Source organism: Halovivax gelatinilyticus (assembly GCF_024300625.1).
Taxonomy (GTDB): domain Archaea; phylum Halobacteriota; class Halobacteria; order Halobacteriales; family Natrialbaceae; genus Halovivax; species Halovivax gelatinilyticus.
The window spans coordinates 2,031,932-2,058,210 of the sequence record NZ_CP101322.1 but is presented as its reverse complement, the minus strand read 5'-3'; the positions used below and the strand labels follow the sequence as shown (position 1 = coordinate 2,058,210).

20 protein-coding genes are annotated in these 26,279 nt (G+C 65.0%); 14 read left to right on the top strand and 6 right to left on the bottom strand.

Annotation, left to right across the window (positions count from 1 at the left end):
- Positions 1–89 precede the first annotated feature (89 nt).
- The 3 genes from NKH31_RS09660 (at position 90) to NKH31_RS09650 (ending at position 2,929) form a co-directional block, all read left to right on the top strand.
- Positions 90–1,370: a hypothetical protein gene (locus tag NKH31_RS09660; RefSeq protein ID WP_254861583.1), complete on the top strand. Its 1,281-nt coding sequence runs from the start codon at positions 90–92 to the stop codon at positions 1,368–1,370.
- Between the two features lie 126 nt (positions 1,371–1,496).
- Complete coding sequence (locus NKH31_RS09655) at positions 1,497–1,838, top strand: cupin domain-containing protein (RefSeq protein ID WP_254861582.1); 342 nt, start codon at positions 1,497–1,499, stop codon at positions 1,836–1,838.
- Positions 1,839–2,065: 227 nt separating this feature from the next.
- Positions 2,066–2,929: a hypothetical protein gene (locus NKH31_RS09650; RefSeq protein WP_254861581.1), complete on the top strand. Its 864-nt coding sequence runs from the start codon at positions 2,066–2,068 to the stop codon at positions 2,927–2,929.
- 41 nt (positions 2,930–2,970) lie between these two features.
- On the opposite strand, the gene NKH31_RS09645 is transcribed toward NKH31_RS09650, so the two are convergent.
- Together NKH31_RS09645 and NKH31_RS17690 are read right to left on the bottom strand one after the other, a co-directional pair.
- On the bottom strand, positions 2,971–3,441 hold the full coding sequence (locus tag NKH31_RS09645) for an SHOCT domain-containing protein (RefSeq protein ID WP_254861580.1): 471 nt from the start codon (positions 3,439–3,441) through the stop codon (positions 2,971–2,973).
- A 178-nt stretch (positions 3,442–3,619) separates the two neighbouring features.
- A complete protein-coding gene (locus tag NKH31_RS17690; RefSeq protein ID WP_256547881.1) occupies positions 3,620–3,745 on the bottom strand; it encodes a hypothetical protein in 126 nt (41 codons plus the stop codon).
- Positions 3,746–4,319: 574 nt separating this feature from the next.
- Between NKH31_RS17690 and NKH31_RS09640 the strand changes: the two genes are divergently transcribed.
- From NKH31_RS09640 to NKH31_RS09615, 6 genes are all read left to right on the top strand, one after another.
- Positions 4,320–6,359 (top strand): hydantoinase/oxoprolinase family protein, encoded by a 2,040-nt coding sequence (locus NKH31_RS09640; RefSeq protein ID WP_254861579.1) that lies wholly within the window; start codon positions 4,320–4,322, stop codon positions 6,357–6,359.
- 2 nt (positions 6,360–6,361) lie between these two features.
- Positions 6,362–8,161, top strand: a complete 1,800-nt coding sequence (locus NKH31_RS09635; RefSeq protein WP_254861578.1) for a hydantoinase B/oxoprolinase family protein — start codon at positions 6,362–6,364, stop codon at positions 8,159–8,161.
- A 102-nt stretch (positions 8,162–8,263) separates the two neighbouring features.
- Positions 8,264–9,373 (top strand): M24 family metallopeptidase, encoded by a 1,110-nt coding sequence (locus NKH31_RS09630; protein ID WP_254861577.1) that lies wholly within the window; start codon positions 8,264–8,266, stop codon positions 9,371–9,373.
- A gap of 152 nt (positions 9,374–9,525) precedes the next feature.
- Complete coding sequence (locus tag NKH31_RS09625) at positions 9,526–11,319, top strand: hydantoinase B/oxoprolinase family protein (RefSeq protein WP_254861576.1); 1,794 nt, start codon at positions 9,526–9,528, stop codon at positions 11,317–11,319.
- 84 nt (positions 11,320–11,403) lie between these two features.
- Positions 11,404–11,733, top strand: coding sequence for a cupin domain-containing protein (locus NKH31_RS09620; protein WP_254861575.1), 330 nt, complete (start codon positions 11,404–11,406; stop codon positions 11,731–11,733).
- Between the two features lie 43 nt (positions 11,734–11,776).
- The gene (locus NKH31_RS09615; RefSeq protein WP_254861574.1) at positions 11,777–13,552 is read left to right on the top strand and encodes a hydantoinase B/oxoprolinase family protein; all 1,776 of its coding nucleotides are present in this window, start codon (positions 11,777–11,779) and stop codon (positions 13,550–13,552) included.
- A 188-nt stretch (positions 13,553–13,740) separates the two neighbouring features.
- Here the strand turns inward: NKH31_RS09615 and NKH31_RS09610 are convergent, their stop codons facing one another.
- A complete protein-coding gene (locus NKH31_RS09610) occupies positions 13,741–15,345 on the bottom strand; it encodes an ABC transporter substrate-binding protein (protein ID WP_254861573.1) in 1,605 nt (534 codons plus the stop codon).
- Positions 15,346–15,628: 283 nt separating this feature from the next.
- Between NKH31_RS09610 and NKH31_RS09605 the strand changes: the two genes are divergently transcribed.
- From NKH31_RS09605 to NKH31_RS09585, 5 genes are all read left to right on the top strand, one after another.
- Complete coding sequence (locus tag NKH31_RS09605; protein WP_254861572.1) at positions 15,629–16,648, top strand: ABC transporter permease; 1,020 nt, start codon at positions 15,629–15,631, stop codon at positions 16,646–16,648.
- On the top strand, positions 16,645–17,565 hold the full coding sequence (locus NKH31_RS09600; protein WP_254861571.1) for an ABC transporter permease: 921 nt from the start codon (positions 16,645–16,647) through the stop codon (positions 17,563–17,565). Before NKH31_RS09605 ends, NKH31_RS09600 begins: the two co-directional genes overlap by 4 nt.
- On the top strand, positions 17,566–18,720 hold the full coding sequence (locus tag NKH31_RS09595; RefSeq protein WP_254861570.1) for an ABC transporter ATP-binding protein: 1,155 nt from the start codon (positions 17,566–17,568) through the stop codon (positions 18,718–18,720).
- Positions 18,721–18,763: 43 nt separating this feature from the next.
- Entirely contained in the window at positions 18,764–19,831 is a 1,068-nt protein-coding gene (locus NKH31_RS09590; RefSeq protein ID WP_425492322.1) for an ABC transporter ATP-binding protein, read from the top strand.
- A gap of 125 nt (positions 19,832–19,956) precedes the next feature.
- Positions 19,957–21,741 (top strand): hydantoinase B/oxoprolinase family protein, encoded by a 1,785-nt coding sequence (locus NKH31_RS09585; RefSeq protein WP_254861568.1) that lies wholly within the window; start codon positions 19,957–19,959, stop codon positions 21,739–21,741.
- Between the two features lie 44 nt (positions 21,742–21,785).
- Here NKH31_RS09585 and NKH31_RS09580 read toward each other — a convergent pair whose 3' ends face one another.
- The 3 genes from NKH31_RS09580 to NKH31_RS09570 are packed head-to-tail and all read right to left on the bottom strand — an operon-like array spanning position 21,786 to position 26,165.
- Entirely contained in the window at positions 21,786–22,247 is a 462-nt protein-coding gene (locus tag NKH31_RS09580; protein ID WP_254861567.1) for a DUF3830 family protein, read from the bottom strand.
- Positions 22,248–22,251: 4 nt separating this feature from the next.
- Entirely contained in the window at positions 22,252–24,027 is a 1,776-nt protein-coding gene (locus NKH31_RS09575) for a hydantoinase B/oxoprolinase family protein (protein WP_254861566.1), read from the bottom strand.
- Positions 24,024–26,165, bottom strand: coding sequence for a hydantoinase/oxoprolinase family protein (locus tag NKH31_RS09570; protein ID WP_254861565.1), 2,142 nt, complete (start codon positions 26,163–26,165; stop codon positions 24,024–24,026). The genes NKH31_RS09575 and NKH31_RS09570 overlap by 4 nt, the downstream gene beginning before the upstream one ends.
- Positions 26,166–26,279: the final 114 nt, after the last annotated feature.

Below are 26,279 nucleotides of genomic sequence, written 5' to 3'. Positions count from 1 at the left end.
ACTCAGTGTTGCACGGTAGCGGCTCCCGCCGACGGGTTGGTCGCGAGAGAAGACACCCCGGTCGGTCGGAATCGGGAGCGTGAGCGATCGTGACGGCCGGCGCGACCACCCGCGGGGCGCGCGCGTTCGTCGCCGTCGGCGTCGGCTGGTTCGTCTGCTGGAACCTCGCGGTCCTCGCCGGCGTGAGTCGGCCCGCGACCGTCGTGCTCGGGCTGTACGGGTTCGTCTTTTCGGTCATCTTCGGGAAGGCCTACGCGCTCGTTCCGTCGTACTTCGATCGGCAACTCGCCGCGCCGTCCGCACCGCTCGTCCACCTGCCGCTCGCGGTACTCGGCGTCCTCGGCCTCGTCGCCGCCCGCGTGCACCCGACTGACCCGCTCGGCGGGGCGGTCGAGACGGTCGGGCTCACCGGCTCGCAGTGGCTCGCGATCGGCGCGGTCGCGTGGTTCACCGGCGTCTGCGTCTTCGTCGGGACGCTCGCCTGGACGGTTCGAGACAATTTGAGCGGGGCCGAAACCGGGACGGCGGGGCCGAATCGACATCGCGAACCCGTCGACCGGGCGGCCAACGCCGTCGTCCCCGTCGTCGGCCTCTACCTGCTCTGGGGGAGTTTCGTCCCCGTTCTCGACGCCCTGACGGACGTTCGAGGGACGATCTCGATTCCGCGGGTGGAACTGGGGAGTCTGTCGGTCGAGTCGACGACGCTCGTGCTCGTCCCCGCCGGGGCGGCCGGGTCGCACGTCCTCGCCGCCGGGACGGCGACGCTGTTGCTCTTCGGGATCGGCTTTCGACTGCTGCCGCGGTTTCTGGTCGGCACGCCGCGGCTCGCACTCGTAGTGATCGCCCTGTCGGCTGGCGCGGTCGCGCCGGCGCTGCTCGTCGCAGACTTCCAGGGCGGGGCCATCTTCGCCGTCGGGGCGACGCTGCTCGCCGTGGCGATCGTCGCCTACGGGCTCACCGTCGTCGAACTCGTCCTCGCCAGCGAGCGCGATCGCGTCGGTCACCGCGCCATCGCCGTCGGCGGTGCGTTCGGGATCGTCGCCGTCGGGATCGGCTGGGCGATGGGGCTCGGACACGTCGATCTCGGCCTCGCCGACGCCCACTATCGACTCGCGATCGGCGGCTTTCTCGGCCTGACGATCGTCGGCGTCACCTACCAGTTCTACCCGCCGGCGATCGGCGAGACGGTCGGCGTCGGAAACCGGAGCGCCGGCGCCGGCGCGCTGGCGCTGGCGGCCGGCTTCGTCGTCGAGGCGGCCGGAACGTGGCTCACAGATGCCGACGTCGAGCGGCTCGGGGCCGTGATCGTCCTCATCGGCTCGATCGGCTACGCCTGGATCCTCCTCTCGATTTTCGTCGAACGCCGCTGAGGCTCTCGATCGGGGACGGCCGGGCGGTCGAAGGGCGTCCGGTCAGCGGGGCGGTCCGGCGACGGCGAGTCTTCGCCCGAACAGGTTCGTGATACGACCCACCTGTCCGGAGCCCGAAGCGGGAATATGGCATCGCAAGACACCACCGCGTCGAACCGCCCGGTCGCACCCACCGAGAACGTCGTCGTAGACGAACTGGAGGGGACGCCCCACGCCCACTGCTTCGACGAAGAGCCGATGACGATCCGGCTCACCCTCGCCGAGGGCGAGTCGGTGCCGGCCCACCAGCACCCCGACCGCCGAATCGTCCTCCACCTGCTCTCCGGAGAACTGTCGGTCACGCTCGGCGACGACGAACACGCGGTCGAGGCCGGCGAAGTCGTCCGATTCGACGGCAATCAGGACGTCTCGCCGACGGCGATCGAAGACTCGGTTGGTCTGCTCGTTCTGGCGAAGCGAACCGAGTGAGTATATCGGCCGGGCGCTCTGGACCGCCTGAGTGTGGACCAGGGGCCGGGCGATCCGACCGATCGAATCGCCCGCCGATCGTCCATTTGTGTGCGCGTTCGCCGTGTGACTCATCCCTATCGGCACACCTATGGGCAAACTACATATCCACCCCATAAGTTATTACAATAATATGGGATTGTTATACAATGGTAATCTTTATTTGTCAAGTAGTTAAACAGTAGCATATGAGTACCCTATCAACCAGGCGATCGTACCTGACCGGAACGACCGTCGCACTCTGTGTCGCCGTCGCCGGGTGTTTCGGTTTCGGAAGCGACGAGGAGCACGACCACCCCGACTACACGAAGTGGGTCGCCGAGTCGATGGCGTCGGACCGATTGACGGTTACCCGGCGACTTCCATCGGTCGAATTGGAACTCGGCGGAAGCGACGAGTACGAGCTCTTCGGTATTTCTATCGCCGACATCGACGTGTACCTGTCCGTCGACACCCCACTCCCCGCGGACGGCGTCACGAACGGGCTCTCCGTGCTTGAGGCGGAATTCGACGCGGACGAGCTGGCCGAAACGCTCACCGGCGACCAGTACGGCCTGGTGGCCGACGGCGACGTCGACGGCTACGCGCGGTACGTCGATCCCGACGAAGCGGACGAACCGGACGGCGAACGGTCCGTCGTGGCGGTCGACGCGGACGCCGGGCGGATACTCAGCCCGCGCAGATCTGAGTGGTTCGACGCCGCTCGAGAGGCCTACGAGGGCGACCGAACGCGCCTCGTCGAGGCCGACCGCGACTTCTCTCTCGTGACCCGCGAAGCGGGCGTTTCGCACCTCACCTTCGCGCACCACCCCGGAGAACGGTTGGACGCCGAATCAATCGCATACACCAATACCTTCGAAGGGGACGACCCGAGCTACGACCTCCGCGAGGTGTACGCATTCGACGGGCAGACCGCAGCCGAAAACGCCGCAGACGAGATGCGATCGGGGTACGACATCGTCGAGGATCTCGAGATTTCTGTTGAAGACCGAATCGTCGTCCTCATGGGGCACGTGCCGGACGGAGAGCGGCCGGACGAGACGGGCGAGTAGCGCACGCTGGCCGAACGTGGCGAGAGCGTTGAACGATTACGTCACTCGAACGCGCGTTCGCGTTCTGTGGACGCAGGTTCGTCGAGCGAGCCGTCGCTAGCGGCGTCGATCGGCGGGTCGTCGGTCGCCCGACCATCCGCGTCGGCGGCCGTCCGCTCTCGATCACCGGAGAATGCACCCTCGAGGGCGTCGTCGACGGTGACGAGTCGGTCGAGCCGGCGCTCGAACTCGGCTTCGTCGATCTCGCCGGTCGCGTACCGGTTCTTTAGCTCCTCGTAGGCGTCCGGGGTCGAATCGGCAGCAGACGATTCGGCCTCGTCGAAGAGCGCGGCGGCGATCTCCTCGCCCCAGAACAGCAAGATCGGCGTCAACAGAAACCAGCCGATCGTCGCGATGACTGCAGAACCAACCCCCAGACCGGCGAGTGCGGCGAGTCCAGCGAGAGCGAACGTGACGATCGCGACGAACAGCCAGAGGTCCTCGGCGACGAACTCCCGAAGCCGATCGCTCATACGTCACCGTTCATCCGAGAGCGGTATAAGTGTAGGTGGACGACAAGGTACGATTCGTCTCGACGCGTCGTTCGCGACCGGTGGGCGTGGTTGCGACGGGCGTTCGGCACCTGATACGGCGATGCCCACCAGGCCCGATCCGTCGACGCACCAATCTGCGTTGAAAGTAATTACTCGTTCAGATCGTCCAGAACACCGATCCACTCGCGACGGTCGCGTGACGGTTGTCGTCCGGATGCCGGTGGACGGACTGAGTGGAGAGATCGAACGAAGAGAACTGACACGGCGTGACGGCGAGTCTCACTACTCGACCCATAGAAGAAACCGGTACTCGATCGATAGAAGAAACCGGACCCGAAACCGATTCCCGACAAATTCGACTCATCAGCTCCCACTCACCCACTCGATTCGGGGGCGAGTGGACGTCGATGTCAATTCCTGGTCGTGAAACCGTACGAATTCGACTCGGTGTGAGAGGCTGCGAATTCGGTGCTTGGCACGTGAGCGTACGAATTCGGTGCTTGGCACGTGAGCGTGCCAATTCGGCGATTGGTGCTTGAGCGTGCCAATTCGATTCGTTAGCACGAATGCACACGTCCGATTCGCCACCGAAACCGTTTGACTGACCTCGGGCGTACTGAACGCGGGCCACTCGACCGAGAAACGACCGCGACGGGACCGACCAGTCGAGGGAACGAGTCGAAACGACCGACCAGGTGGACGAGTAACCAGGTTCGATCGTATTCGAGTAATTAATTATACTTCTACATCGTCGAGTGGGTGGTGCGTTGAATCAGTACGCCATCGTGCTTGCCGACGAGACTCCCGTACGCTACCGAAACCCCAATCTATATGGGCTGTGTTTGTAAGTGTTACACATGGAGTCGCGAGACCGCCTAGCAGTAGATATCGGTGGAACGTTCGTCGACTCGATCACGTTCGATCGAGACACCGGAGAGATCACCGTCGGGAAGGCGTCGACGACGCCGTCGAATCCGACCGAAGGGGTACTAAACGCCATCGAGAAAGTGGGTGCAACCCTAGAAGACGTCGAGGCGTTCGTCCACGGAACGACGCTCGGCATCAACGCGTTCTTAGAGCGCGAGGGAGCCAGAACCGGGATCATCACCAACGAGGGATTCAAGGACATCTTCGAGATCGGACGGACGAACCTTCAGCGAGAGTCGATGTACGACATCCGCTATCAGAAGCCGGAGCTAATCGTCCCCCGACGGCGACGCATCGGCGTCCCCGGACGCATCGACGCCAACGGCGAAGTATCGGAGCCGCTCGACGAAGACGCCGTTCGCGAGGCGGCCAGGGAGCTCGTCGACGACCACGACGTCGAAGCGATCGCCATCTGCTTTTTACACTCCTACCGAAACGCCACGCACGAGCGCCAGGCGGCCGAGATTATTCGCGACGAGATCCCCGACGTCACGCTCTCGCAATCGAGCGACATTACGCGCGAATACCGCGAGTACGAACGGACCAGTACGGCCGTCCTGGACGCCTACATCAAACCGATCTTCGAGTCCTACGTCGAGAAGCTCGACGGCTCGCTGCGAGACGACGGGTTCGACGGCTCGTTCTTCATCACGCGCTCGGGCGGCGGCACCTTGACCGCGGAAAACGCGACGACGGCGCCCGTTCACACCATCCTCTCCGGTCCGGCGGGCGGACTCATCGGCGCCTCCCACGTCGGTGACGTGACCGACAGGGAGAACCTGATCGCCGTCGACATGGGCGGAACCAGCCTCGACGCGTGCGTCATCGAAGACGGCTCCCCCGCCGTCGAGTACGACTCGACGCTCGGGCACATGCCGATGATGATCCCCGTCTACGACATCCGGACGATCGGCGCCGGCGGCGGGAGCATCGCCTGGCTCGACGGCGACTTCCTGAAGGTCGGCCCGCAGAGCGCCGGGGCCGATCCGGGACCGATCAGTTACGGCCGCGGCGGAACGGAACCGACGGTGACCGACGCCGCCGTCGCGCTCGGGTACATGGATCCGGCCGCGTTCCTCGGCGGGGAGATGGATCTGAACCAGACGGGCGCGGTCGACGGCATCCGCGATCGGATCGCCGATCCGCTCGACATGTCGGTAAACGAGGCCAGCCGCGGCATCTTCGACGTCACGCTCGCGAACACCGTCGGCGCGATTCGAGAGATCACCGTCGAGAAGGGACTGGACCCGCGAGACTTTACGATGGTCTCCTACGGCGGTGCCGGCTCGCTCTTCGTGCCGCTGCTGGCGCGGGAGATCGGCGCGGACGAAGTGCTGATTCCGCACGCCCCCTCGGTCTTCTCGGCCTGGGGAATGCTGATGGCGGACGTCGTCTACGACATGGCTCAGACGTCGATCACCGTCCTCGACGAACTCGAGTACGAGGCGTTCGACGAGCAGTTCGACGAACTCGAGTCGGAAGGCGCACGAACGCTCGGAGACGAAGGGTACGGACCCGAGGATCGGACCCTCGAACGGCTCGTCGAGATGCGATATCTCGGGCAGGAGCACACGGTGGAAGTCTCGGCCGACGACCTGACGAACTTAGACGAGCTGGGCGACCGATTCGAGGCGCGCCACGAGTCTCGCTACGGGCACACAATGGACGACCCGCCGGAGGTCGTCCACCTGCGCGTCCGCGCCATCGGCGAGAACGACAAGCCGGCGATCGACGCCCGGGAGCCGGCGGACGAGGCGACCGTCGAACCGGCCGGCGAACGCGAGGCGTACTGCTTCGCCGAACGCGCCGAGACGACGTTCGGCGTCTACGAACGCGCACAGCTTCAGCCCGGCCACGAAATCCCGGGCCCGGCGATCGTACAGGAGCCGACGACGACCATCGTCTTTCACTCGGACCAGGTCGCCCAGATCGACGAGTACGGCCACATCCTCATCAGCGGGGGCGAGTGATCATGAGCGCCACCACGCCCCCAGGATCGGGAGCGCAGATCGACGCCGCGACGATCGAAGTGGTCAGAAACTACCTCACTTCGGCGGCGACCGAAATGCAGCGGACGCTCATCCGGACCGCGTACAACACGATCATCTACGAGATTCTCGACTTCGGGATCTCGATGTACGACGCCGATCGGCGGTTGATCGCCGACTCGCCCGGTCTCTCGATGTTTCTCGGCGCGAACGACTACGGCGTCGACCGAACGGTCTCCCACCTCGGCGAGGATCACTTCGACCCCGGCGACATCTTACTCGTCAACTATCCGTACTGGAGTTCGACGCACACGCTCGACGTGCTCGTCTTCATGCCGGTGTTCCTCGACGACGAGCTGATCGGCTACACGGCGAGTCGCGCCCACTGGCTCGACCTGGGAGCGAAAGACCAGGGCTACGTCCTCGACTCGACCGACGTCCACCAGGAGGGGATCATCTTCCCCGGCACGAAGGTGTACAAGAAGGGCGAACCCGACGAGGAGATCCTCGACATCATCCGGTTTAACTCCCGGATTCCCGACAAAGTGATCGGCGACTTAAACGCCCAGATCGCCGCGCTGCGGACCGGCGCCGATCGCATGCGCCAGCTACACCGAAAGTACGGCAGCGAGACGGTCGAGACGGCGATCGACTCCGTCATCGACCACGGCGAGCAGACGGCGACGCAGGCGGTCGCCGAGTTGCCAGACGGATCGTGGAGCGCCGTCGGGTACGCAGACGGGATCACCTCCGATACGGACGACCTCATCCGGGTCGAAGCCGAGGTGACGATCGACGGCGAGGCGTTCACGGTCGACCTCTCCGGGTCGGCCGACCAGGTCGACGTCCCGTTGAACGTCCCGATCGGCATGAGCCAGACGCTCGCGAAGCTGGTCTTTAAGAGCATCACGACGCCGGACGAGGATTCGAACGCGGGCCAGTACGCCCCGCTCTCGCTCGAGGTGCCGCCCGGAAACCTGTTCAACCCGGAGTACCCCGCACCGACGTTCACGCTGTGGACGGCCTTTCTCGCCGTCGACGTCATCTACGAGGCGCTCGCGAAGGCGGTCCCGGAGCGCGTCTCGGCGAGTTCCGGCGGCGACCTCTGTGACATCATGCTCTACGGCGAGGACCCAGATACGGGCCGCCAGTTCGTCGAAGCGCTGAACGAGGGCGTCGGCTGGGGGGCGAACGACGAACGCGACGGCCCCAGCGCGCTGATGCACATCACCGAGACGATGGTACAGAACATCCCGATCGAGGTGTTCGAGAACAAGGCGCCGATCGAGTTCGACCAGCTCTCGCTCCGGCAGGATTCGGGCGGCCCCGGCGCCCACCGCGGCGGCCTCGGCATCCAGCGCGATTACCGATTCGTCCACCCGACGGGCGGCCTCTCGATCATTCAGAAGACCAAGACCGAGGGCTGGGGACTAAACGGCGGCGAGCCCGGCGCGAAGAACGTCGTCGTCCTCGATCTGAACGACGGCTGGGACGATCGCGTCCAGATCCTCGTCGACAACGACGAACTGTACGACGCGGTCGACGACGATCTGAAGTACGCCGGCATGTTCCGCGGCACGTTCGAGCCCGGCGAGATCATCTCGAACCGCTCGGGCGGCGGCGGAGGCTACGGCGATCCGTTCGAGCGCGACCCCGAAGCCGTCCGCGAAGACGTCGCAGATGGCTACGTCTCTCGCGAGGGCGCTCGCGACGACTACGGCGTCGTCATCGACGACGGCGAGATCGATCACGAGGCAACCCGATCGCTCCGGGCGGAACGCTGACGGACCCGCCAGGGCCGGGCCAACGCAGCCCACTACCGCATCGGCGTACAGATGCAGAAACCGAGTCACGCGCGATCGATCGCGCACACATTCAGAGATACAATGACGACAGAATCACCGTTCGAGACCAGATTGCACCGCTGTCAAGACGCACTGAGCGACGACGAAACGCTCGTCCTGTTTCCCAGCCCGAACCTCCTCTATCTCACGGGGTTCGAAGAAGAACCCGCAGAGCGCCACCTCCTCGCGTTCGTCACGCCCGGGGACTTCGCGATCGTCGCCCCGGAGATGTACGCAGACCAGATCATCGAGGAAACCTACATCGAGCGCGTCGACGCCTGGGCCGACGGCGACGATCCGATGGCCGTCGTCGAAGACGTGTTGTCCCGCCTCGGCGTCGAGGGCGGGCGCGTCCTCCTCGACGACCGCATGTTCGCGCTGTTCAGCCTCGACCTGCAGGCGGCGCTCCCGAACGCCGAATTTGGACTCGCCAGCGCCGTCCTGGACGACCTTCGCATCCGGAAAGACGAGGGCGAACTCGACGCGCTCCGCGAGGCGGGACGGATCTCCGACGAGGCCTCCGAGGCGATCCGCGCGATGGGCGCGGAGGCGGTCGGCATGACAGAAGCCGAACTCGCCGCCGAGATCGGCGCGGAGATGGAGGCCCGCGGCGGCGACGGCTTCTCGTTCGACCCCATCGTCGGCTCCGGGCCCAAAGGCGCCCAGCCTCACTACCGTCACGGCGATCGCGAGATACGGGCCGGCGAACCGGTCATCCTGGACTTCGGGACGCGCTACGACGGTTATCCGGGCGACCAGACGCGGACGGTCGTCTTCGACGGCGAGCCGCCCGAGGAGTTCGAACGGATCCACGCGGTCGTCCACGACGCCCTCGACGCCGCGGTCGAGGCGGTCGAACCCGGCGTCACGGCGGCGTCGGTAGACGAAGCCGCGCGGTCGGTGATCGAGGAGGCGGGCTACGGCGAGCAGTTCCTCCACCGGACCGGCCACGGACTCGGACTCGAAGTCCACGAGGCACCCTACATCGTCGAGGGTAACGAGACGGTTCTCGAGCCGGGAATGGTCCACAGCATCGAGCCGGGGATCTACCTGGACGGGCGATTCGGCGCGCGCATCGAGGACATCGTCGTCGTCACCGAAGACGGCTGCGAGCGACTCAACCACAGCCCCCGAACCTGGGAGCCGCTCTGATCGACGGTGTCGACCATGATACACAGTGTCACATCGCATCAGGTGGCGACCGAAGCGACGCCGAATCGGTCGAACGCGGCGACCGGGGTTCGACGAACAGCCACGATCGATGACGATGCAGGCGCCGGTCGGACACGACAGGGGTCACGACGATGACCGGCGCGTCCGGCGATCTGGATCCGGCGACCGTCGCCGTGGTCAGAAACTACCTGAACTCGGCGGCGACCGAGATGCAGCGGACGCTGACTCGAACGGCGTACAACACCATCATCTACGAGATCTTCGACTTCGGCCTCTCGATGTACGACGCCGACCTACGGCTGCTGGCCGACTCGCCCGGATTGTCGCTCTTTCTCGGGGCGAACGACTTCAGCGTCCGGAAGGGCGTCGAACACGTCGGCGAGGAGAATCTCGATCCCGGCGACGTCATCGTGCTCAACTACCCCTACTGGAACTCCTCGCACACGCTCGACGTCTGCCTGTTCGCGCCCGTGTTTCTCGACGACGAGTTGATCGGTTACACGGCGAGTCGCGCCCACTGGCTCGACCTGGGTGCCAAGGACGAGGGCTACGTCCTCGACTCGACGGACATGCACCAGGAGGGACTCATCTTCCCCGGCACGAAGGTGTACAAGAAGGGAGAACCCGACGAGGAGATCCTCGACATCATCCGGTTTAACTCCCGAATTCCCGATAAGGTGATCGGCGACTTGAACGCCCAGATCGCCGCGCTCCGAACCGGTGCGGACCGGCTGCGAGAGCTGCACGAGAAGTACGGCACCGAGACCGTCGACGCGGCCGTCGACCGGATCGTCGAGCACGGAGAGCGGACGGCGACGGAGGGAATCGAGGCGCTGCCGGACGGAACGTGGTCTGCGGTCGACTACGTCGACAACGACGGCGTCACGGACGAACTGGTTCGGATCGAAGTCGAGGTGACGATCGACGGCGACGCGTTCACGTTCGACTTTTCGGGATCCTCGGACGAGGTGACGGGGCCGATCAACGTCCCGCTCGGGCGAACCGAGGCGATCTGTAAGTTCTGTCTGAAGACGCTGACGACGCCCGAGGAGACCACGAACCACGGCCACTACGAGCCGATCGAGATCGTCGTTCCCGAAGGGAACCTGTTCAACGCGCAGTATCCGTCCCCGACGTACACGCTCTGGGCGTCGATGCTGGCGGTGGACGTGGTGTTCAAGGCGCTCGCGAAGGCGATGCCAGAGCGGATCCCGGCGAGCACCGGCGGCGACATCTGCAGCGTGATGCTCTACGGCGACGATCCCGACACCGGCCGGTCGTTCGTCGAGGCGAACAACGAGGCCGTCGGCTGGGGGGCGACCGACGAGCGCGACGGCCCCAGCGCGCTCATGCACTACGTGCAGACGATGGTCCGGAACATCCCGATCGAGGTGTTCGAGAACAAGGCGCCGGTGGAATTCGATCAGCTCTCGCTTCGCGAAGACTCGGGCGGGCCGGGCGAACGCCGCGGCGGGCTCGGGGTTCGTCGCGACTACCGGCTCACCCACCCGGCGGACGTCCTCACGATCATCAAGAAGACCAAAACCGCCGGCTGGGGCCTAGACGGCGGCGAACCCGGCGCGAAAAACGTCGTCGTGCTCGATCTCGACGATTCGGACGCGAGTCGGTCGGATCGCATCCAGGTGTTCGCCGACAACAACGACGACTACCCGGCCGACGACAGAGAGTGGGTCGGTATGATGCGAGGATCGTTCGAACCCGGCGAAGTGGTCTCGAACCGCTCTGGCGGCGGCGGGGGCTACGGCGATCCGTTCGATCGGGACCCCGAAGCCGTCCGCGAGGACGTCGCAGATGGCTACGTCTCTCGCGAAGGCGCTCGCGAAGACTACGGCGTCGTTATCGACGGCGGCGGCGAGGTAGACCGCGAGGCGACGCGGTCGGTGCGCGACGAGCGGGAGAACTGACCGCGAGCGAAAACGCTACCTATCAGGCGAAGAGATGTGGTACCGAGAGACACGATGTCGCGTCGGCGCGACCTCTCGAGCACCATGACAGACGCACGCATTCACGACCTCGAATCGAACTGGGAGGAAAGTATCGACGAACCCCTCGCGCTGTTTACGAGCGACGATCCGACCGCGCAGACGGGCACGTTCGTCATCGAACCGGGCGAGCGCGTCCCGGCGTCGGGAACGACGAGCCACGAGGGGGACGAACTCTCGGTTATCCTCTCGGGCGAGCTCGAGTTGGTGACCGACGAGTCCCGGACGGTCGGACCGGAGACGCTGTCGGTCATCCCCGCCGGCGTCGAGCACTACTCGGTAAACCGCGGAGACGAACCGGTCCGACTCGTCTACACGATCCTCGGAGAGCTATGAGGAGAGTCGCTCGATCAGCGCCCGGACGGGCGGTGGTTGATCGATGAGTTCCACGCGATCGAGCGTCGATCCGGCCACGGTCGAGGTGATCCGGAACTACCTCACCTCGGCGGCGACAGAGATGCAACGCACCCTCGTCCGGACGGCGTACAACACGATCGTCTACGAGATTCTGGACTTCGGCATCTCGCTGTACGACGCGGAGCTTCGGCTGGTCGCCGACTCGCCCGGGCTGGCCATCTTCCTCGGATCGAACGACGAAGGGATCGAGGCGGGCGTCGAGCACGTCGGCCGCGAGAACCTCGAACCGGGCGACGTGGTGCTGTGTAACTACCCCTACTGGTCCCAGGCGCACACGCTCGACGTCCTGGTGTTTTCGCCGATCTTCGTCGACGACGAGCTCGTCGGGTTCGCGGCGTGTCGCGCCCACTGGCTCGATCTGGGCGCCAAGGACGAAGGCTACGTCTTAGACTCGTCCGACGTCTATCAGGAAGGGATCATCTTCCCCGGGACGAAGGTGTACAAGAAGGGAGAACCCGACGAGGAGATTCTCGACATCATCCGCTTTAACTCCCGGATTCCCGACAAGGTGATCGGCGACCTAAACGCCCAGATCGCCGCGCTGCGAACCGGCGCGACCAGGGTTGGCGAGCTCCACGAGCGCTACGGCACCGACACGGTTGAAACGGCGATCGAACGGCTGTTCGACCACGGCGCGCGGACGGCCGCCGAGGCGGTCGCGGCCCTGCCGGACGGATCGTGGACGGCGAGGGGCTACGCGGACGGGATCGACGCCGGCGAGACCGACGTGGAGATCGTCGCCACGGTGACGATCGACGGCGAGTCGTTCGCGATCGACCTCACGGAGTCGGCCGACCAGCTCGAGACGCCGTACAACGACACCGGCGGCGACGCGCTCGGAAAGCTCTGTTTCAAGACCGTCACGACGCCCGAGGAGGACTCGAATCACGGCCTCTACGAGCCGCTTTCCGTCGAAACCAGACCGGGGAGTATCTTCGAACCGACCGAGCCCGCGCCGACGTTCGTCGGCTGGACGGGGATCCTCGCCGTCGACGTCGTCTACGAGGCGCTCGCGAAGGGAATGCCGGATCTCGTTCCGGCGAGCTCCGGCGGCGACCTCTGTAGCATCATGCTCTACGGGAACGATCCGGAGACGGGGCGAGCGTTCGTCGAGGCGAACAACGAGGCCGTCGGCTGGGGGGCGACGAACGCGCGTGACGGGCAAAACGCCCTGATGCACGTCACCGAGACGATGGTGCAGAACCTGCCGATCGAAGTGATAGAGCAGAAGGCGCCGGTCGAGATCGACCGGCTCTCGCTCCGTCCGGACTCGGGCGGCCCCGGCACCAACCGCGGCGGGCTGGGAATTCGGCGCGACTATCTCGTCACCCATCCGACGGGCGGTCTCTCGATCGTCCAGAAGACCAGGACCGACGGCTGGGGACTAGACGGCGGCGAACCCGGCGCGAAGAACGTCGTCGGCCTCGATCTCGACGACGGCTGGGACGACCGGGTCCAGATCCTCGTCGACAACGACGACCTGTACGACGCGGTCGACGACGATCTGAAGTACGCCGGCATGTTCCGCGGCACGTTCGAGTCCGGCGAGATCATCTCGAACCGCTCGGGCGGCGGCGGAGGCTACGGCGATCCGTTCGATCGCGACCCCGAAGCCGTCCGCGAGGACGTCGCCGATGGCTACGTCTCTCGCGAGGGCGCTCGCGAAGACTACGGCGTCGCGATCGACGACGGCGGCGAGATCGACCGCGAGGCGACCCGATCGCTCCGGGATCGGTGAGTTTCGGTCCTACCACGGAGGAAGTGAATCGGCCGGATCGCCGCCGTTCGCCAGGTACGGCTCGTGACGAGTGACCGCATCGTAGCTGCGAAGAGCCTGTGATCGGAGGACAAAACGTGATCGCGACGAAACCGTCGGTAGTGGGGTGACCGCAGTACAGAGGCGATACGAGCGTCGACGCGCCGGGCTCACTCCTGTGAGTAGTTGTGGAACTGGTGCGTGTAGCCCATGATCCCGTTGTCGGCGAAGCCGCTGACGTCCGAGTTGACGCCGAATCGCGTCACGTCGTTCGCGACGAACAGCGTCGGGGCGTCTTCTGCGATGATCTGTTGAATCTCGGCGTAGATATCGGCTCGCTCGTCGGTGTCGATCGTTCGGCGACCCTCCTGGAGCAGGGCGTCGATTTCGTCGTCCTCGTAGTTCGATCCGTTCAGGTACGTGCCGACGGAGCTGCTGTGCCACATGCTCCAGAGGAAGGCGTCGGGATCGTCGTACTCGATGAGCCCCCACAGCGGGAACATCTGCGGAGAGGTTTCGGGATCGGACGCCATCTCGACGATGCGCGTCCACGGCGCGTCCTCTAAGTTGACCGTGATACCGATCTGGCTGAACTCGTCTTCCATCATCAGGCCGATGTCCTGATTGGCGCTAATGTCGGGCTGGGAGACGTACGTCACTTCGATGTCCTCGATATCGTAGTCCGACTGCTCGAGTTCGGCTTCGGCCGCGTCCAGATCGTGTTCGTACTGGTGGACGCCGTCGGTGGTCGCGTGCTCCATCGCGTCGGGGAGCGGACCGTTCAACGAGTCTTCGGTCCCGAGGATCGACATCGCGGTCTCGTAATCGAACGCGTACGAGATCGCCCGCCTGACGTGGACGTCGTCTAGCGGCTCGGTGAGCATGTTCATGTAGATGTAGTACGTGTTGTACGTCTCCGTCTCGCTCAGAGAGACCCCGTCGGCCTCGTCAAGCTCCATGTAGTTCGGATACGCGAGCCACCGGTCGGTCAGGTGCCCGTCGTGATTTCGCATCATGCCCATCTTGGTCGACACCTCGAGGCCGATGTCGATCGTCACCTCGGCGAACCCGCCGTCCGGGAACTCGCCCCACCAGTCGTCGTTGCGTTCGAGGGTGATCGACTCGCCGCGCTGATACTCGGCGAGTTCGAACGGGCCGCTTCCCGCGGAGTTGTCCTCGAGCCAGTCGCCGCCGAGGTCGCCTCCGTCCTCGTGTTCTAAGACCTGGTCTTCGTTGACGATGAACAGCCAGGGCATCGTCGCGGTGAACGGCGCGAACGTCTCTTCGAGTTCGACTTCGACCGTCGTCTCGTCGACGACGGTCGCGCTGTCTTCCGTGAGCAGTCCCTCCCACATCCACGACGGCCCCTCTCGAATCGACATCACGCGCTCGATCGAGAACGCGACGTCGTCGGCCGTGACGGGATCGCCGTTGTGAAACTCCAGGTCGTCTTGCAGTTCGAACGTGTACGTCCGACCGTCGTCGTCTAAGTCCCAGTCCTCGGCGACGCCGGCCGTCAGTTCCGGCGGGAACTGATCGTCGTACCGCAAGAGCGGGTCGTAGACGTTGCTGTTGTAAATCCCCTCCAGTTCGTCGAGTGAACGCGCAGGGTCGATCGAACTCGGTTGCTGGGTCGTGAGATAGACGAATTCGCCTTCGGCATCGTCGTCGGGTGACTCGCCACCGATGCACCCCGCGATGACCGTTCCGACACCCGCAGCACCCCCGTATTTCATGACGTCTCTGCGACTAATGTTGGCGTTGCTCCTTGCCATGGTATGCGATGACGTCGCAGCAACCTTAACAATACCTCATGTTTTCGCACTCATAGATCACGATTTAAGACAGTCTCCGAGCGACAGTCGGTGACCCCCGTCGAACGACGAGACGAATGCGGTCACCGGATCGGGCCGGAGAGACGCCACAGCCGCCGGAACGACAACGTTTATTAGCGTGAAGTGAGTTCCCTATTCACATGCTTGCAGGACTACCAGTAGGATCGCGCGTAGACCACCCTAGCGCTACCGCCGGGCAGAAATCGAGTAGTTACAGACACTAATGTCGTATCGAAATTATCTCCTGAAACGAATCCTGTCGGTCATTCCGGTGTTCTTCGGACTGTCGATTCTCATCTTCTTCCTGGCGCGAGTCGTCCCGGGCGATCCGGCACGACAGGCGCTCGGACCGCGCGCCTCCGAGGAAGCCGTCGAACAACTCCGCGAGGATATGGGGCTCAACGATCCGATCTGGGTCCAGTACGGCGAGTACATGACCAGCCTGTTCCAGGGAGAGATGGGCGTCGCGCTGACGACGAGTCGCGACGTCTCCGCCGACCTCGCCTACTACTTTCCGGCGACGCTCGAACTGGTCGTCGTCGCGATGTTGATCGCCATCCTCGTCGGCGTGCCACTCGGGATCATTTCGGCGAAGAACAAAGACCAGTTCGAAGATAACGCCAGTCGAGCGCTCTCGTTCGTCGGCGTCTCGATGCCCCAGTTCTGGGCTGCGATTTTGCTCCAGCTCGTCTTTGCCTTCTGGCTCGGGCTGCTCCCCGCGACCGGCCGAATCGGCGACGTCGGATACACCCAGGTGACCGGATTCTTGCTGTTCGATTCGCTCATCACGTTCAACTTCGCTGCGTTTCAGAGCGCGGCCGCACACATCTTTCTGCCCGCGTTGACGCTCTCGCTCGCTCCAATGGCAGACATCACACGCATGACACGCTCCAGCTTCATCGAAGAGTACAACAAAGAGTACGTCGAGGGACTGAGAACCCACAGCATCCCGGAGAAACTCCTCGTCTACAAGTACGTCCTCAAACGATCGTCAACGTCGACGTTAACCATCGCCGGACTCGACTTCGGCTTTCTCATCGGTGGGGCGTTCTTAGTCGAGATCGTCTTCGGCTGGCCGGGCATGGCACGGTACGGCGTCGACGCCATCCTCGCCAACGACATCAACGCGGTCGTCGGGGTGACGCTCGTCATCGGGATCATCTACCTGCTCGCAAACCTCGTCGTCGACATCCTCTACGGCTACCTCGATCCGCGCGTTCGCGTCTCGGGTGGTCGCCAATGAGCCTCGAAACGGACGACTCCGTGGCCGCAACCGGCTGGCGGGCGACGATGGAGCGCCGGGGAGAAGACCTCCGACGGCTGGCCTACCGGTTCCGACAGAATCCCCTCTCGATCGTCGGCCTGACGATCATCGCGCTGTTCGTCTTCGTGGCGATATTCGCGCCGTATCTCGCGCCGTACCCCGGTCACGCCGGGTTCGGCGACGATCCGTCGACGAACTTCGACCGATCGCTCGAAGGGCCGTCGCTAGACCACCCGCTCGGCACCGACCAGGCCGGTCGCGACATCCTCTCGCGGATCATGTTCGGGACCCGACTCTCGTTACAACTCGGGCTGTTCGTCACCGGCGTCGCCATCGGGATCGGCGTCCCGATCGGGCTCGCCGCCGGCTACCTGGGCGGGCCGTTCGCGACGATCGCGATGCGCACCTCGGACGTCTTCCTCGCCGTCCCGCCGCTCGTACTGGCGTTGACCGTCATCGTCGCCTTGGAACCCGGCTTAACGAATGCCATGATCGCCATCGCCGCGGTGTGGTGGCCGTGGTACGCCAGGTTAACCTACGGAGAGGTGTTATCGGTGAAAGAAGAGACCTACGTCGAGGCCGCGCGGGGGATCGGTGCTCGAACCCACCGCATCCTCTTTCGGGAGATCCTCCCGAACGTCATGGCGCCGATCAGCGTGAAATTCAGCCTGGACATGGGGTACGCCATCCTCGTCGGCGCGGGCCTCGGATTCCTCGGCCTCGGTGCCCAGCCCCCGACGCCCGAGTGGGGGACGATGACGGCCGAAGGGCGCAACTACCTGCCGGCGAGCTGGTGGTACTCGACCTTCCCGGGACTGGCGATCTTCCTCGCCGTCCTCGGGTTTAACTTCCTGGGCGACGGCCTTCGAGACATGTTCGACGTGGAGGTGGAGTAGATGGCGGATCCGCTCGTCGACGTCTCCGACCTGCACGTCCACTTTAACACCTACGAGGGGCGACATCGGGTGCTAAACGGCGTCGACCTGACGATCGAGGAGGGTGAAACGGTCGCGCTCGTCGGCGAGACCGGCTGCGGAAAGAGCGTGACCGCAGACACCATCCTCGGCGTCCTCCCGCAACCGCCCGGAGAGATCGTCGAGGGCGAAATTCGCTACCGGGGCGAGGAGGTGCTCGCGGATCCGAACCGACACGAGGAGATCCAGGCCGACGAGATGAGCATGATCTTCCAGGATCCGATGAGCCACCTCAGCCCGGTCTTTACGATCGGCGACATGATGTCGGACATCCTCACCTACCAGGGTGAAAGAGACGTCACCTGGCGCGAGATCGTCCGAAACTACCTCGGGCGCGATACGGATCGCGCGGACGAAATCCGCGATCGCAGCGCCGACCTCCTAGAGCGCCTCCAGATCCCGGATCCCGAGGGCGTCCTGGACCGGTACCCGATGGAACTCTCCGGCGGCATGCGCCAGCGGGTGATGATCGCGATGGCGCTCCTCAACGAACCCGAGTTCCTCATCGCCGACGAGCCGACCACCGCGCTCGACGTCACCGTCCAGGAGCAGATCATCGACCTGTTCAAAGACCGGCTGTTGGGCGACAACCTCTCGATGCTGTACATCACCCACAACCTCGGCGTCGCCCGCGAACTGGCGGATCGAATCTACGTGATGTACGCCGGAACGATCGTCGAATCGGGCGAAACCCAGGAGCTCTTCGATTCACCGCTCCATCCCTACACCAAGGGATTGATCGAGAGCATCCCGAAGCTCACCGACTTCGATCGATCGGGCATTCCGGGAACGATTCCGGACTACACCGACCCGCCGGCCGGCTGTCGGTTCCATCCCCGGTGTCCGGCCGCCATCGAGGGAACCTGCGACGTCGAAACGCCGCCCGACGTCACCATCGCCGCCCACGACGTTCACTGTCACCTGTACGAAGAGGGGATGACGCTCTCCGAGGCGACGACGGTCGCCGAGAACGAGATCGAGTACGCGGCGCGCGACGCGTCCGAAGCGGACGCCCGAGCCGTAGCGTCGACTACCGCGGAAGCGATTCACGCCGAAGCGGGTGAGAACGATGAGTAACGAAGAGACGCACGAAATCGAACGCGAATCGGCAGACGAACCGATGACGGGCGAGACGGAACCGCTCCTCTCGGTGCGCGACGTAACGAAGCACTTTCTCGTCAAGAGCGGACTGTTGAACCGACGCGAAAAACGCGTTCGCGCCGTCGACGGCGTCAGCTTCGACGTCGAACCCGGCGAGACGCTCGCCGTCGTCGGCGAGAGCGGCTGTGGAAAGACCACGCTCGGAAAGATCGTCAGCCGCCTGCTAGAACCGACCGCGGGCGAGATCCACTTCGACGGGACCGACATCTCCTCGCTTAGCAACCGACAGCTGCGCGATGTCAGGCGCAACTTACAGGTCGTCTATCAGGACCCGACCTCCTCGTTGAATCCGCGACGCCGCGTCAAAAGCGTCGTCGCCGATCCGCTGGTCGTCCACGGCATCGGGTCCAAGGCCGAGCGACGGGAGCGAGTCGTCGAGATGATGAAGCTCGTCGACCTCCCGCCGGAGTTCATCCACCGGTATCCGACCGAACTCTCGGGCGGACAAAAACAGCGCGTCGCCATCGCGCGGGCGCTGATCCTCAATCCGAAGCTCGTCGTCTTGGACGAGCCGACGAGCGCGCTGGACGTGAGCGTCCAGGCGAAGGTCATCTCGCTGCTCGAAGACCTCCAGGAGCGGTTGGATCTCACGTACGTCGTCATCAGCCACGATCTGAGCCTGGTCAAGAACATCGCCGATCGGATCGCCGTCATGTACCTCGGGAAGTTCATGGAGGTCGGAACGAGCGAGCAGCTGTTCGAGAATCCGCTCAATCCGTACACCGAACAACTGCTCTCTGCGATTCCGGTCGTCGAGAGCGACGAGCTCGCGATGAAACCGGATTCGGTCAAAACGACGGGCGAACCGCCGGATCCGATCGATCCGCCGTCGGGCTGTTCGTTCCACCCGCGCTGTCACAAGCGCTTCGGCGCGTGTTCGGCCGTCGACCCCGAGCTGGTCGAACGGGAACCCGGACACGAAGTTCGCTGTCTGCTCTATCCCGGGGAGAAACGAGCGCAGGTCGACGCCTACGCCGACGAGGACGAGCGACGGCGAATGCGAGCCGACATCGGCGCCGACGACTAGGTCGATCCGGCTTCGACCGATTCGACTTCTTGGACCACCACCTTGATTAGCTGAGCCTGAGAGATACTGATAACGGGTCGCCTGAGAGCCACCGACACGGTGTGACCGCGGCGACCGGAGAATCTATGACACAGACTGGCCCCTCATCGGACCTCGACGCAGCGACGGTCGAAGTGATCCGCAACTACCTCACGTCGGCCGCAGCCGAGATGCAACGGACGCTGGTTCGGACGGCCTACAACACCGTCGTCTACGAGATCCTCGACTTCGGCATCTCCGTCTACGACCGCGAGATGCGACTGATCGCCGATTCGCCCGGGCTCGCGCTCTTTCTGGGGGCGAACGACGGTGCCCTGGAGCGAGCCATCGAGCACGTCGGCACCGACGCTCTGGAGCCGGGCGACGTGCTCATGCTCAACTATCCCTACTGGAGCGGGACGCACGTCCTCGACATGTGTCTCATCGCCCCGGTCTTCTACGACGACGAAATCGTCGGCTACACGACTTGTCGGGCACACTGGCTCGACCTCGGGGCGAAGGATCCCGGCTACGTGCTCGACTCGACCGACATGCACCAGGAAGGGCTGGTCTTTCCCGGCACGAAGGTCTACGAGGCCGGCGAACCGGACGAAGAGATCATCGACCTCGTTCGCTTTAACTCGCGAATTCCGGACAAGGTCATCGGCGACTTACACGCACAGGTGTCCTCGCTGGAGACCGGCAATCGCCGGCTGCGCGAGCTCTACGAGACGTACGGCGAGGACGCCGTCGAGGCGGCGATCGACGCCGTGATCGACCACGGCGAACGGACGGCGCGAGAGGCCGTCGAAGCGCTGCCGGACGGCACCTGGACCGGCGTCGACTACGCCGACGGCGTCGGTCGCGATCCGGACGACGGGATACGCGTACAGGCCGACGTGACGATCGACGGCGGCGACTTCACGGTGGATCTCTCCGGGTCGGCCGACGAAGTCGAAGAGCCGCTTAACATCCCCCGCGGGATGACCGAGACCATCTGCAAACTCTGTTTCAAGACGGTGACGACGCCCGACGAGGACTCGAACGACGGGCAGTACCAGCCGTTGTCGGTCGTCGCGCCCGAGGGCAACGTCTTCAACGCCCAGTACCCCGCGCCGACGTTCACCGTCTGGACCGCGATCACCGGCATCGACGTCATCTACCAGGCGCTGGCGAAGGCGCTACCCGACCGCGTGCCGGCCGCCTCGGGCGGCGAACCGATCGGGATCCAGATCTACGGCGAACACCCCGATACCGGCGAGATGTTCGTCGAGGCGAACAACGACGCCGTCGGCTGGGGCGCGACGCGCAGCCAGGACGGCGAGAGCGCCCTGATGCACATCTCGGAGACCATGGTCCGAAACGTCCCCATCGAGGTGTTCGAGAACAAGGCGCCGATCCGGTTGAACCGGCTCGAACTGCGCGACGATTCCGGCGGCGAGGGCGAGAGGCGCGGCGGTCTCGGCACGCGTCGCGACTACGAGTTCACGGAACCGAGCGGCGCGCTTTCGATCTTACAGCGCTCGCGCTCGCCCGGCTGGGGGCTCGCCGGCGGCGGCCCGGGCGCCAGAAACGTCATCGTCGTCGACGCCGACGACCCGGATGGAGAGCGCCTCTCGATACTCGTCGACAACGACCACCTCTACGACGCCGAGGGCGGCGAGCGGTACGCCGGGATGATGCGCGGCGATTTCGAACCCGGCGAGACCCTGTCGGTCCGAACCGGCGGCGGTGGCGGCTACGGCGATCCGACGGAGCGCGACCCCGAGGCGGTCCGCGAAGACGTCGCCGACGGCTACGTCTCCCGCGAGGCCGCCCGCGAGACGTACGGCGTGGTCGTCACCGCCGAGGGCGAACTGGACCGTGAGGCGACTGAGAAGCTGCGCTCGTAGCTCGCGATACGATTTTTCGCCGACGAACGATCGAGTGACGCGCGTTACTCGCCGTCCACTCGCAGCGTCAACCGCTCGCCACCCTCCCGCCAGATCCGCTCGCCGACGGATTCGAGCGGCTCCCAGTGGGCCGGCGGGACGTGCCCGAACGGCGTCACCGACAGCGGGCCCTGCGGGCCGCGCGTCGTCTCGGGTCCGTAGTAGACCGCGATCGCCTCGGGCGCCTCCTCGGTCGGGAGTTGCCAGTCGCGCCAGTAGACGACGTCGCCGACGCTGGTGTGAGCCGTTCGATCCTCGGGCGGGATCGTCGAGTCGACGGAGACCGAGACGTTCACTTCCCGGCCCGACCAGCGCGAGTGGTAGGCGAGCTCCTCGATCGGCAGGGCGTCGCAGATCGCCGCGCACGTCTCGGGCGATCGCTCCTCGCGGAGGACGACCGGGACGGTCTCACCTCCTTCGAACGAGAGGGCGAGCGTCGTTCCATCGGCGGACGGCGGCGTCACCATCGGGTCAGTCCCCCGAGGCCTCGCTTCCGTCGGTCGCTGCGGCCTCGCGGCGATCAGCGGTCGCCTCGCGATCCAGTTCGCCACCCTCGGTGACGACGACCCCGTATCGCTCGGCCGCCTGTTCCCTGGAGACGTAGCCGTCGATGACGTCCGCGCGGACGGCTTCCGGGTCCCGGTCGTGCGGATGGCCGTAGCCGCCACCGCCGCCCGTCTGGAAGTGCATGGTCTCTTCTTCGGCGACGGTCACGTCGGTGAGCTTGCCCCAGCGCTCCCGGTCGCCGTCGGCCCGGTCGACGTAGACGCTGTTGACGCGGCCGGCCTCCTCGCCGCCGCAGACGCCCCACGGCGGCGACCGCTCCTGTCGGTCGAACGTCGCCGTGATCTGGGCGTCGTGGTCGACCGGCGTGTACGAGCGCCGGACGCCGAGGCCGCCGCGGTACTCGCCGGGCCCGCCGGAGTCTTCGACGAGCGTGAACGCCTCAGCCCGGAGCGGATACTGCGATTCGAGCACCTCGATCGGCGTATTTCGGGTGTCGCCGAGTTCCTTCGTAAAGAGGGCGCTCTGGCCGTCGGCGTCGGGCATGGCGCCCCAGCCGCCGGCGTCACCCTCGACGAGCATGTACCCGCGTTCCGTCCGCGGATCGAGGCCGTAGACGAAGTTGGCACACGGCGTCCCGAAGTGACTCGCCGTCACGTCGTCCGGGATCTCGTCTTCGAGCAGTTTGAGCATCAGGTCGGGAATGCCGCCCACGTGGATCCAGTTTAGCGCACAGGAGGCCGGCGGCTCCGGATCGACGACGGTGCCACTCGGCGTCTCGACCGTCAACGGTTCGAAGTAGCCCTCGTTGTTGGCGTCGTTCGGCGTCGTCAGGCCTTTAAAGCCCATCCTCACGACGGATTCGGTCGTCGGTCCGGGACAGTTCATCGGCCCGTTCGTCTGCTCGTCGGAGCCCGAAAAATCGATGTGCATCTCGTCGCCGTCGATCGTCATCTCCATCTTCACGCGGATCTCGTCGGTGATCGGATCGTCGTCGTCACCGTCACCGTCCGCCGCGTACTCGCCGGCGTAGGTTCCGTCCGGCAGCGCCGCGACGGCCTCTCTCGCGATTCCCTCCGCGTTTTCTAACATCCGACTCGTCGCCGCGTCGTACGTCTCGCGACCGTACTGTGAGAGTAACTGGCTGAGTCGGTCGTCGCCGACGCGGACGGCCGAGACCATGGCCCGAATGTCGCCCATGACCGTCTCCGGATACCGCGTCGAGCGCTGGATCAGTCGCGTGACGTCCTCGTTCTCCGAGCCGGCCGTGAACAGCTTCACCGGCGGGAAGCAGACGCCGTCCTGGTAGACGTTTTCGCAGTTGTTCAGCCAGCCGCCGGGCGTCCGCGAGCCCATGTCGAGGACGTGCCCGCGAAAGCAGGTGAACGCGAGCAGTTCGCCGTCCGCGAACACCGGTTTCATCACCGTGACGTCCGGGTTGTGCGAGAACCCGCCGGAGTACGGATCGTTACAGAAGATGATGTCGCCGTCGTCCAGGTTCTCGTACCCGATCACGTCGTCGACCTCCAGGACCGAGTGCGAGAGGGTCGCCAGGAAGACCGGTAGTCCCGCCGTCTCCGCGATCAGGTTCCCCTCGGGATCGATGATCGCGACGCTGTAGTCGACCACCTCGGTGATGACGGAGCTGTAGGCCGTCCGCTCGACGGTGACTTTCATCGTCTCGCAGGCGTTCGCGAGCGCGTTTCGAAGCACCTCGACCGTGACCGGATCGATCGCCGTCATCGGCCGTCACCTCCGGTCTCGCCGGCGACCTCGTCGATGCGTACCGTCTCCGCTCCGTCCTCGTCGGCTCCCGTCGTCAGACGCAGGTGGCCGTAATCGTCGACAGAGAGCGTACTCCAGGGCGGAACCACCGTCGTCGACGTCTGCTCTTCGACGACGGCCGGTCCCTCGATTCGGTTGGTCGCCACCAGTGCTGACCGATCGACGATCGGCGTCTCGACGAAGCCGGTCTCGTCGAAGTGGACCGCGCGTTCGCCGAGGAACGCCGCCTCGGGCGGCGTCTCCGATCCGGTCTCGATCGTCGGCAGCTCCGGCGGCGTGACCGACCCGAACGCCGTCAGCCTGATCGAGACGAACTCCTTCGGTTCGGCCGGCGCGGAGTGGAGATACTGCTGCTGGTGGGCCTCGTCGAACCGCTCGGTGACGGCCGAAAGCGTCGACTCGGTGATCCGGTCGTCGGGGATCGGAACGGTCAGCGTGTGTTCCTGGCCGACGTACCTGACGTCGACGGCGCGGACGAACCGCCTGTCCGACTCGGGGATCGCCTCGTCGGCGAGCTGGGCGTCACCCTGATCCTCGAGCGTTTCGAACTCGTCGGCGAGCGTCTCGGGAGCGACGTCGGCGACGGCGTTGACGTACGTCTGGACGTAATCGTGTTTGACGTCGGTCGTCAGGATGCCCCACGCCGAGAAGTTGCCCGGGGAGTTCGGAACGAGGACCTCCGGAATGCCGATCTGACCGGCGATATCGACGGCGTGGGTCGGACCGGCGCCGCCGAACGCGACCATCGTAAAGTCGCGCGGATCGATTCCCTTTCGGAGCACGTTGGTCCTGATCGACCGAGCCATGTTCGCGTTCGCGATCTCCAGAATGCCCGCGGCGGCCTCGTCCGGATCGAGATCGAGCCGTCCGCCGAGTTCGTCGAAGGCCGCCCGCGCGGGTTCGAGGTCGAGCGAGAGGTCGCCGCCGAGGAGGTGATCCGGATTCAACCGACCGAGAACGGCGTTGGCGTCCGTGACGGTCGGGTCGGTCCCGCCCCGCCCGTAGCAGATGGGGCCCGGATCGGCGCCGGCGCTCTTCGGACCGACGTGGAGCCCGCCACCGTCGTCGATCCAGGCGATCGACCCGCCGCCGGCGCCGATCGAGTGGACGTCGAGCGTCGGCGTCATGACCGGATAGCCGTCGTCGCCGGACGTCGGCGTTTCGACCTCGTAGGACGATCGGGTTCGGGCCTCGCCGTCGACGACGAGCTCGATGTCGAAACTCGTCCCGCCCATGTCCGCGCCGATGAAGTTCTCGCGACCGAGCGCGTCGGCGAGGGTGAGCAACCCGGCGACGCCACCGGAGAGACTCGACTTCAGCGTGTTCACCGGATTCCCCTTCGCGCTGTCGGTCGTCATGATACCGCCGTTGGACTGCATGATGTAGAGTTCGTCGTCGAAGCCCATTCGGTCGAATTCCGCTTCTAGCGTGTCCAGGTAGTCTTCCATTACCGGGGTGATGCCGAGGTTGATCGCGGCGGTCGACGTCCGCTCGTACTCCCGATACTCCCTGGAGAGGTCCGAAGAGAGCGTGTAGAACAGGTCGGGGTAGTCCTCGTCGATGAGGTCGCCGATTCGGCGTTCGTGTACCGGGTTCGCGTAGGCGTGTAGCAACGAGACGCAGACGCCGTCGACGCCCTGGTCGACGAGTCGATCGAGCGCTGCCCGAACCGACGCTTCGTCCAGCGGTTCGACCACGTCACCGTTCGTATCGATCCGCTCTGTCACCTCGCGTCGAGCCCGGCGCGGGATGAGCGGGTCCGGCTTCTCGTAGAACGGATCGTACATGTTGGTCCGGTTGCTTCGACCGATTTCTATGACGTCGCGAAAGCCCGCCGTCGTCAGCAATCCCATCTCGCACAGGTCGTTTTCTAAGAGCGCGTTCACGCCGACGGTCGTCCCGTGGCTGAAGAACTGTACGTCCGAGAGGTCGGTCGTAATCGCTCGAATCGACTCTAAAATCCCCCGCGAGTAATCGGCGGGGGTCGACGAGGACTTCGCGATCGTCAACTCGTTCGTCGACTCGTCGAGAAACACCGTATCGGTGAACGTCCCACCGACGTCTACGCCTATCCGTGTCGAAATTTCGGACGACATGGAGAGACCATTCGCGGCGACCACCTTAATGATTCGTGAACGCTTGACATGGCCACAAGTGTCACAACCAGGACCGACGAGGAGGGCCGAACCGAACGGCGGCGGACGAACGGC

Excerpts from the sequence above, each read along its gene's own strand:
- NKH31_RS09655 (WP_254861582.1), top strand. The coding sequence starts at position 1,497 with ATGGCATCGCAAGACACCACCGCGTCGAACCGCCCGGTCGCACCCACC.
- NKH31_RS09650 (WP_254861581.1), top strand. The coding sequence starts at position 2,066 with ATGAGTACCCTATCAACCAGGCGATCGTACCTGACCGGAACGACCGTC.
- NKH31_RS09645 (WP_254861580.1), bottom strand. The coding sequence starts at position 3,441 with ATGAGCGATCGGCTTCGGGAGTTCGTCGCCGAGGACCTCTGGCTGTTC.
- NKH31_RS09640 (WP_254861579.1), top strand. The coding sequence starts at position 4,320 with ATGGAGTCGCGAGACCGCCTAGCAGTAGATATCGGTGGAACGTTCGTC.
- NKH31_RS09635 (WP_254861578.1), top strand. The coding sequence starts at position 6,362 with ATGAGCGCCACCACGCCCCCAGGATCGGGAGCGCAGATCGACGCCGCG.
- NKH31_RS09630 (WP_254861577.1), top strand. The coding sequence starts at position 8,264 with ATGACGACAGAATCACCGTTCGAGACCAGATTGCACCGCTGTCAAGAC.
- NKH31_RS09625 (WP_254861576.1), top strand. The coding sequence starts at position 9,526 with ATGACCGGCGCGTCCGGCGATCTGGATCCGGCGACCGTCGCCGTGGTC.
- NKH31_RS09620 (WP_254861575.1), top strand. The coding sequence starts at position 11,404 with ATGACAGACGCACGCATTCACGACCTCGAATCGAACTGGGAGGAAAGT.
- NKH31_RS09615 (WP_254861574.1), top strand. The coding sequence starts at position 11,777 with ATGAGTTCCACGCGATCGAGCGTCGATCCGGCCACGGTCGAGGTGATC.
- NKH31_RS09610 (WP_254861573.1), bottom strand. The coding sequence starts at position 15,345 with ATGGCAAGGAGCAACGCCAACATTAGTCGCAGAGACGTCATGAAATAC.
- NKH31_RS09605 (WP_254861572.1), top strand. The coding sequence starts at position 15,629 with ATGTCGTATCGAAATTATCTCCTGAAACGAATCCTGTCGGTCATTCCG.
- NKH31_RS09600 (WP_254861571.1), top strand. The coding sequence starts at position 16,645 with ATGAGCCTCGAAACGGACGACTCCGTGGCCGCAACCGGCTGGCGGGCG.
- NKH31_RS09595 (WP_254861570.1), top strand. The coding sequence starts at position 17,566 with ATGGCGGATCCGCTCGTCGACGTCTCCGACCTGCACGTCCACTTTAAC.
- NKH31_RS09590 (WP_425492322.1), top strand. The coding sequence starts at position 18,764 with ATGACGGGCGAGACGGAACCGCTCCTCTCGGTGCGCGACGTAACGAAG.
- NKH31_RS09585 (WP_254861568.1), top strand. The coding sequence starts at position 19,957 with ATGACACAGACTGGCCCCTCATCGGACCTCGACGCAGCGACGGTCGAA.
- NKH31_RS09580 (WP_254861567.1), bottom strand. The coding sequence starts at position 22,247 with ATGGTGACGCCGCCGTCCGCCGATGGAACGACGCTCGCCCTCTCGTTC.
- NKH31_RS09575 (WP_254861566.1), bottom strand. The coding sequence starts at position 24,027 with ATGACGGCGATCGATCCGGTCACGGTCGAGGTGCTTCGAAACGCGCTC.
- NKH31_RS09570 (WP_254861565.1), bottom strand. The coding sequence starts at position 26,165 with ATGTCGTCCGAAATTTCGACACGGATAGGCGTAGACGTCGGTGGGACG.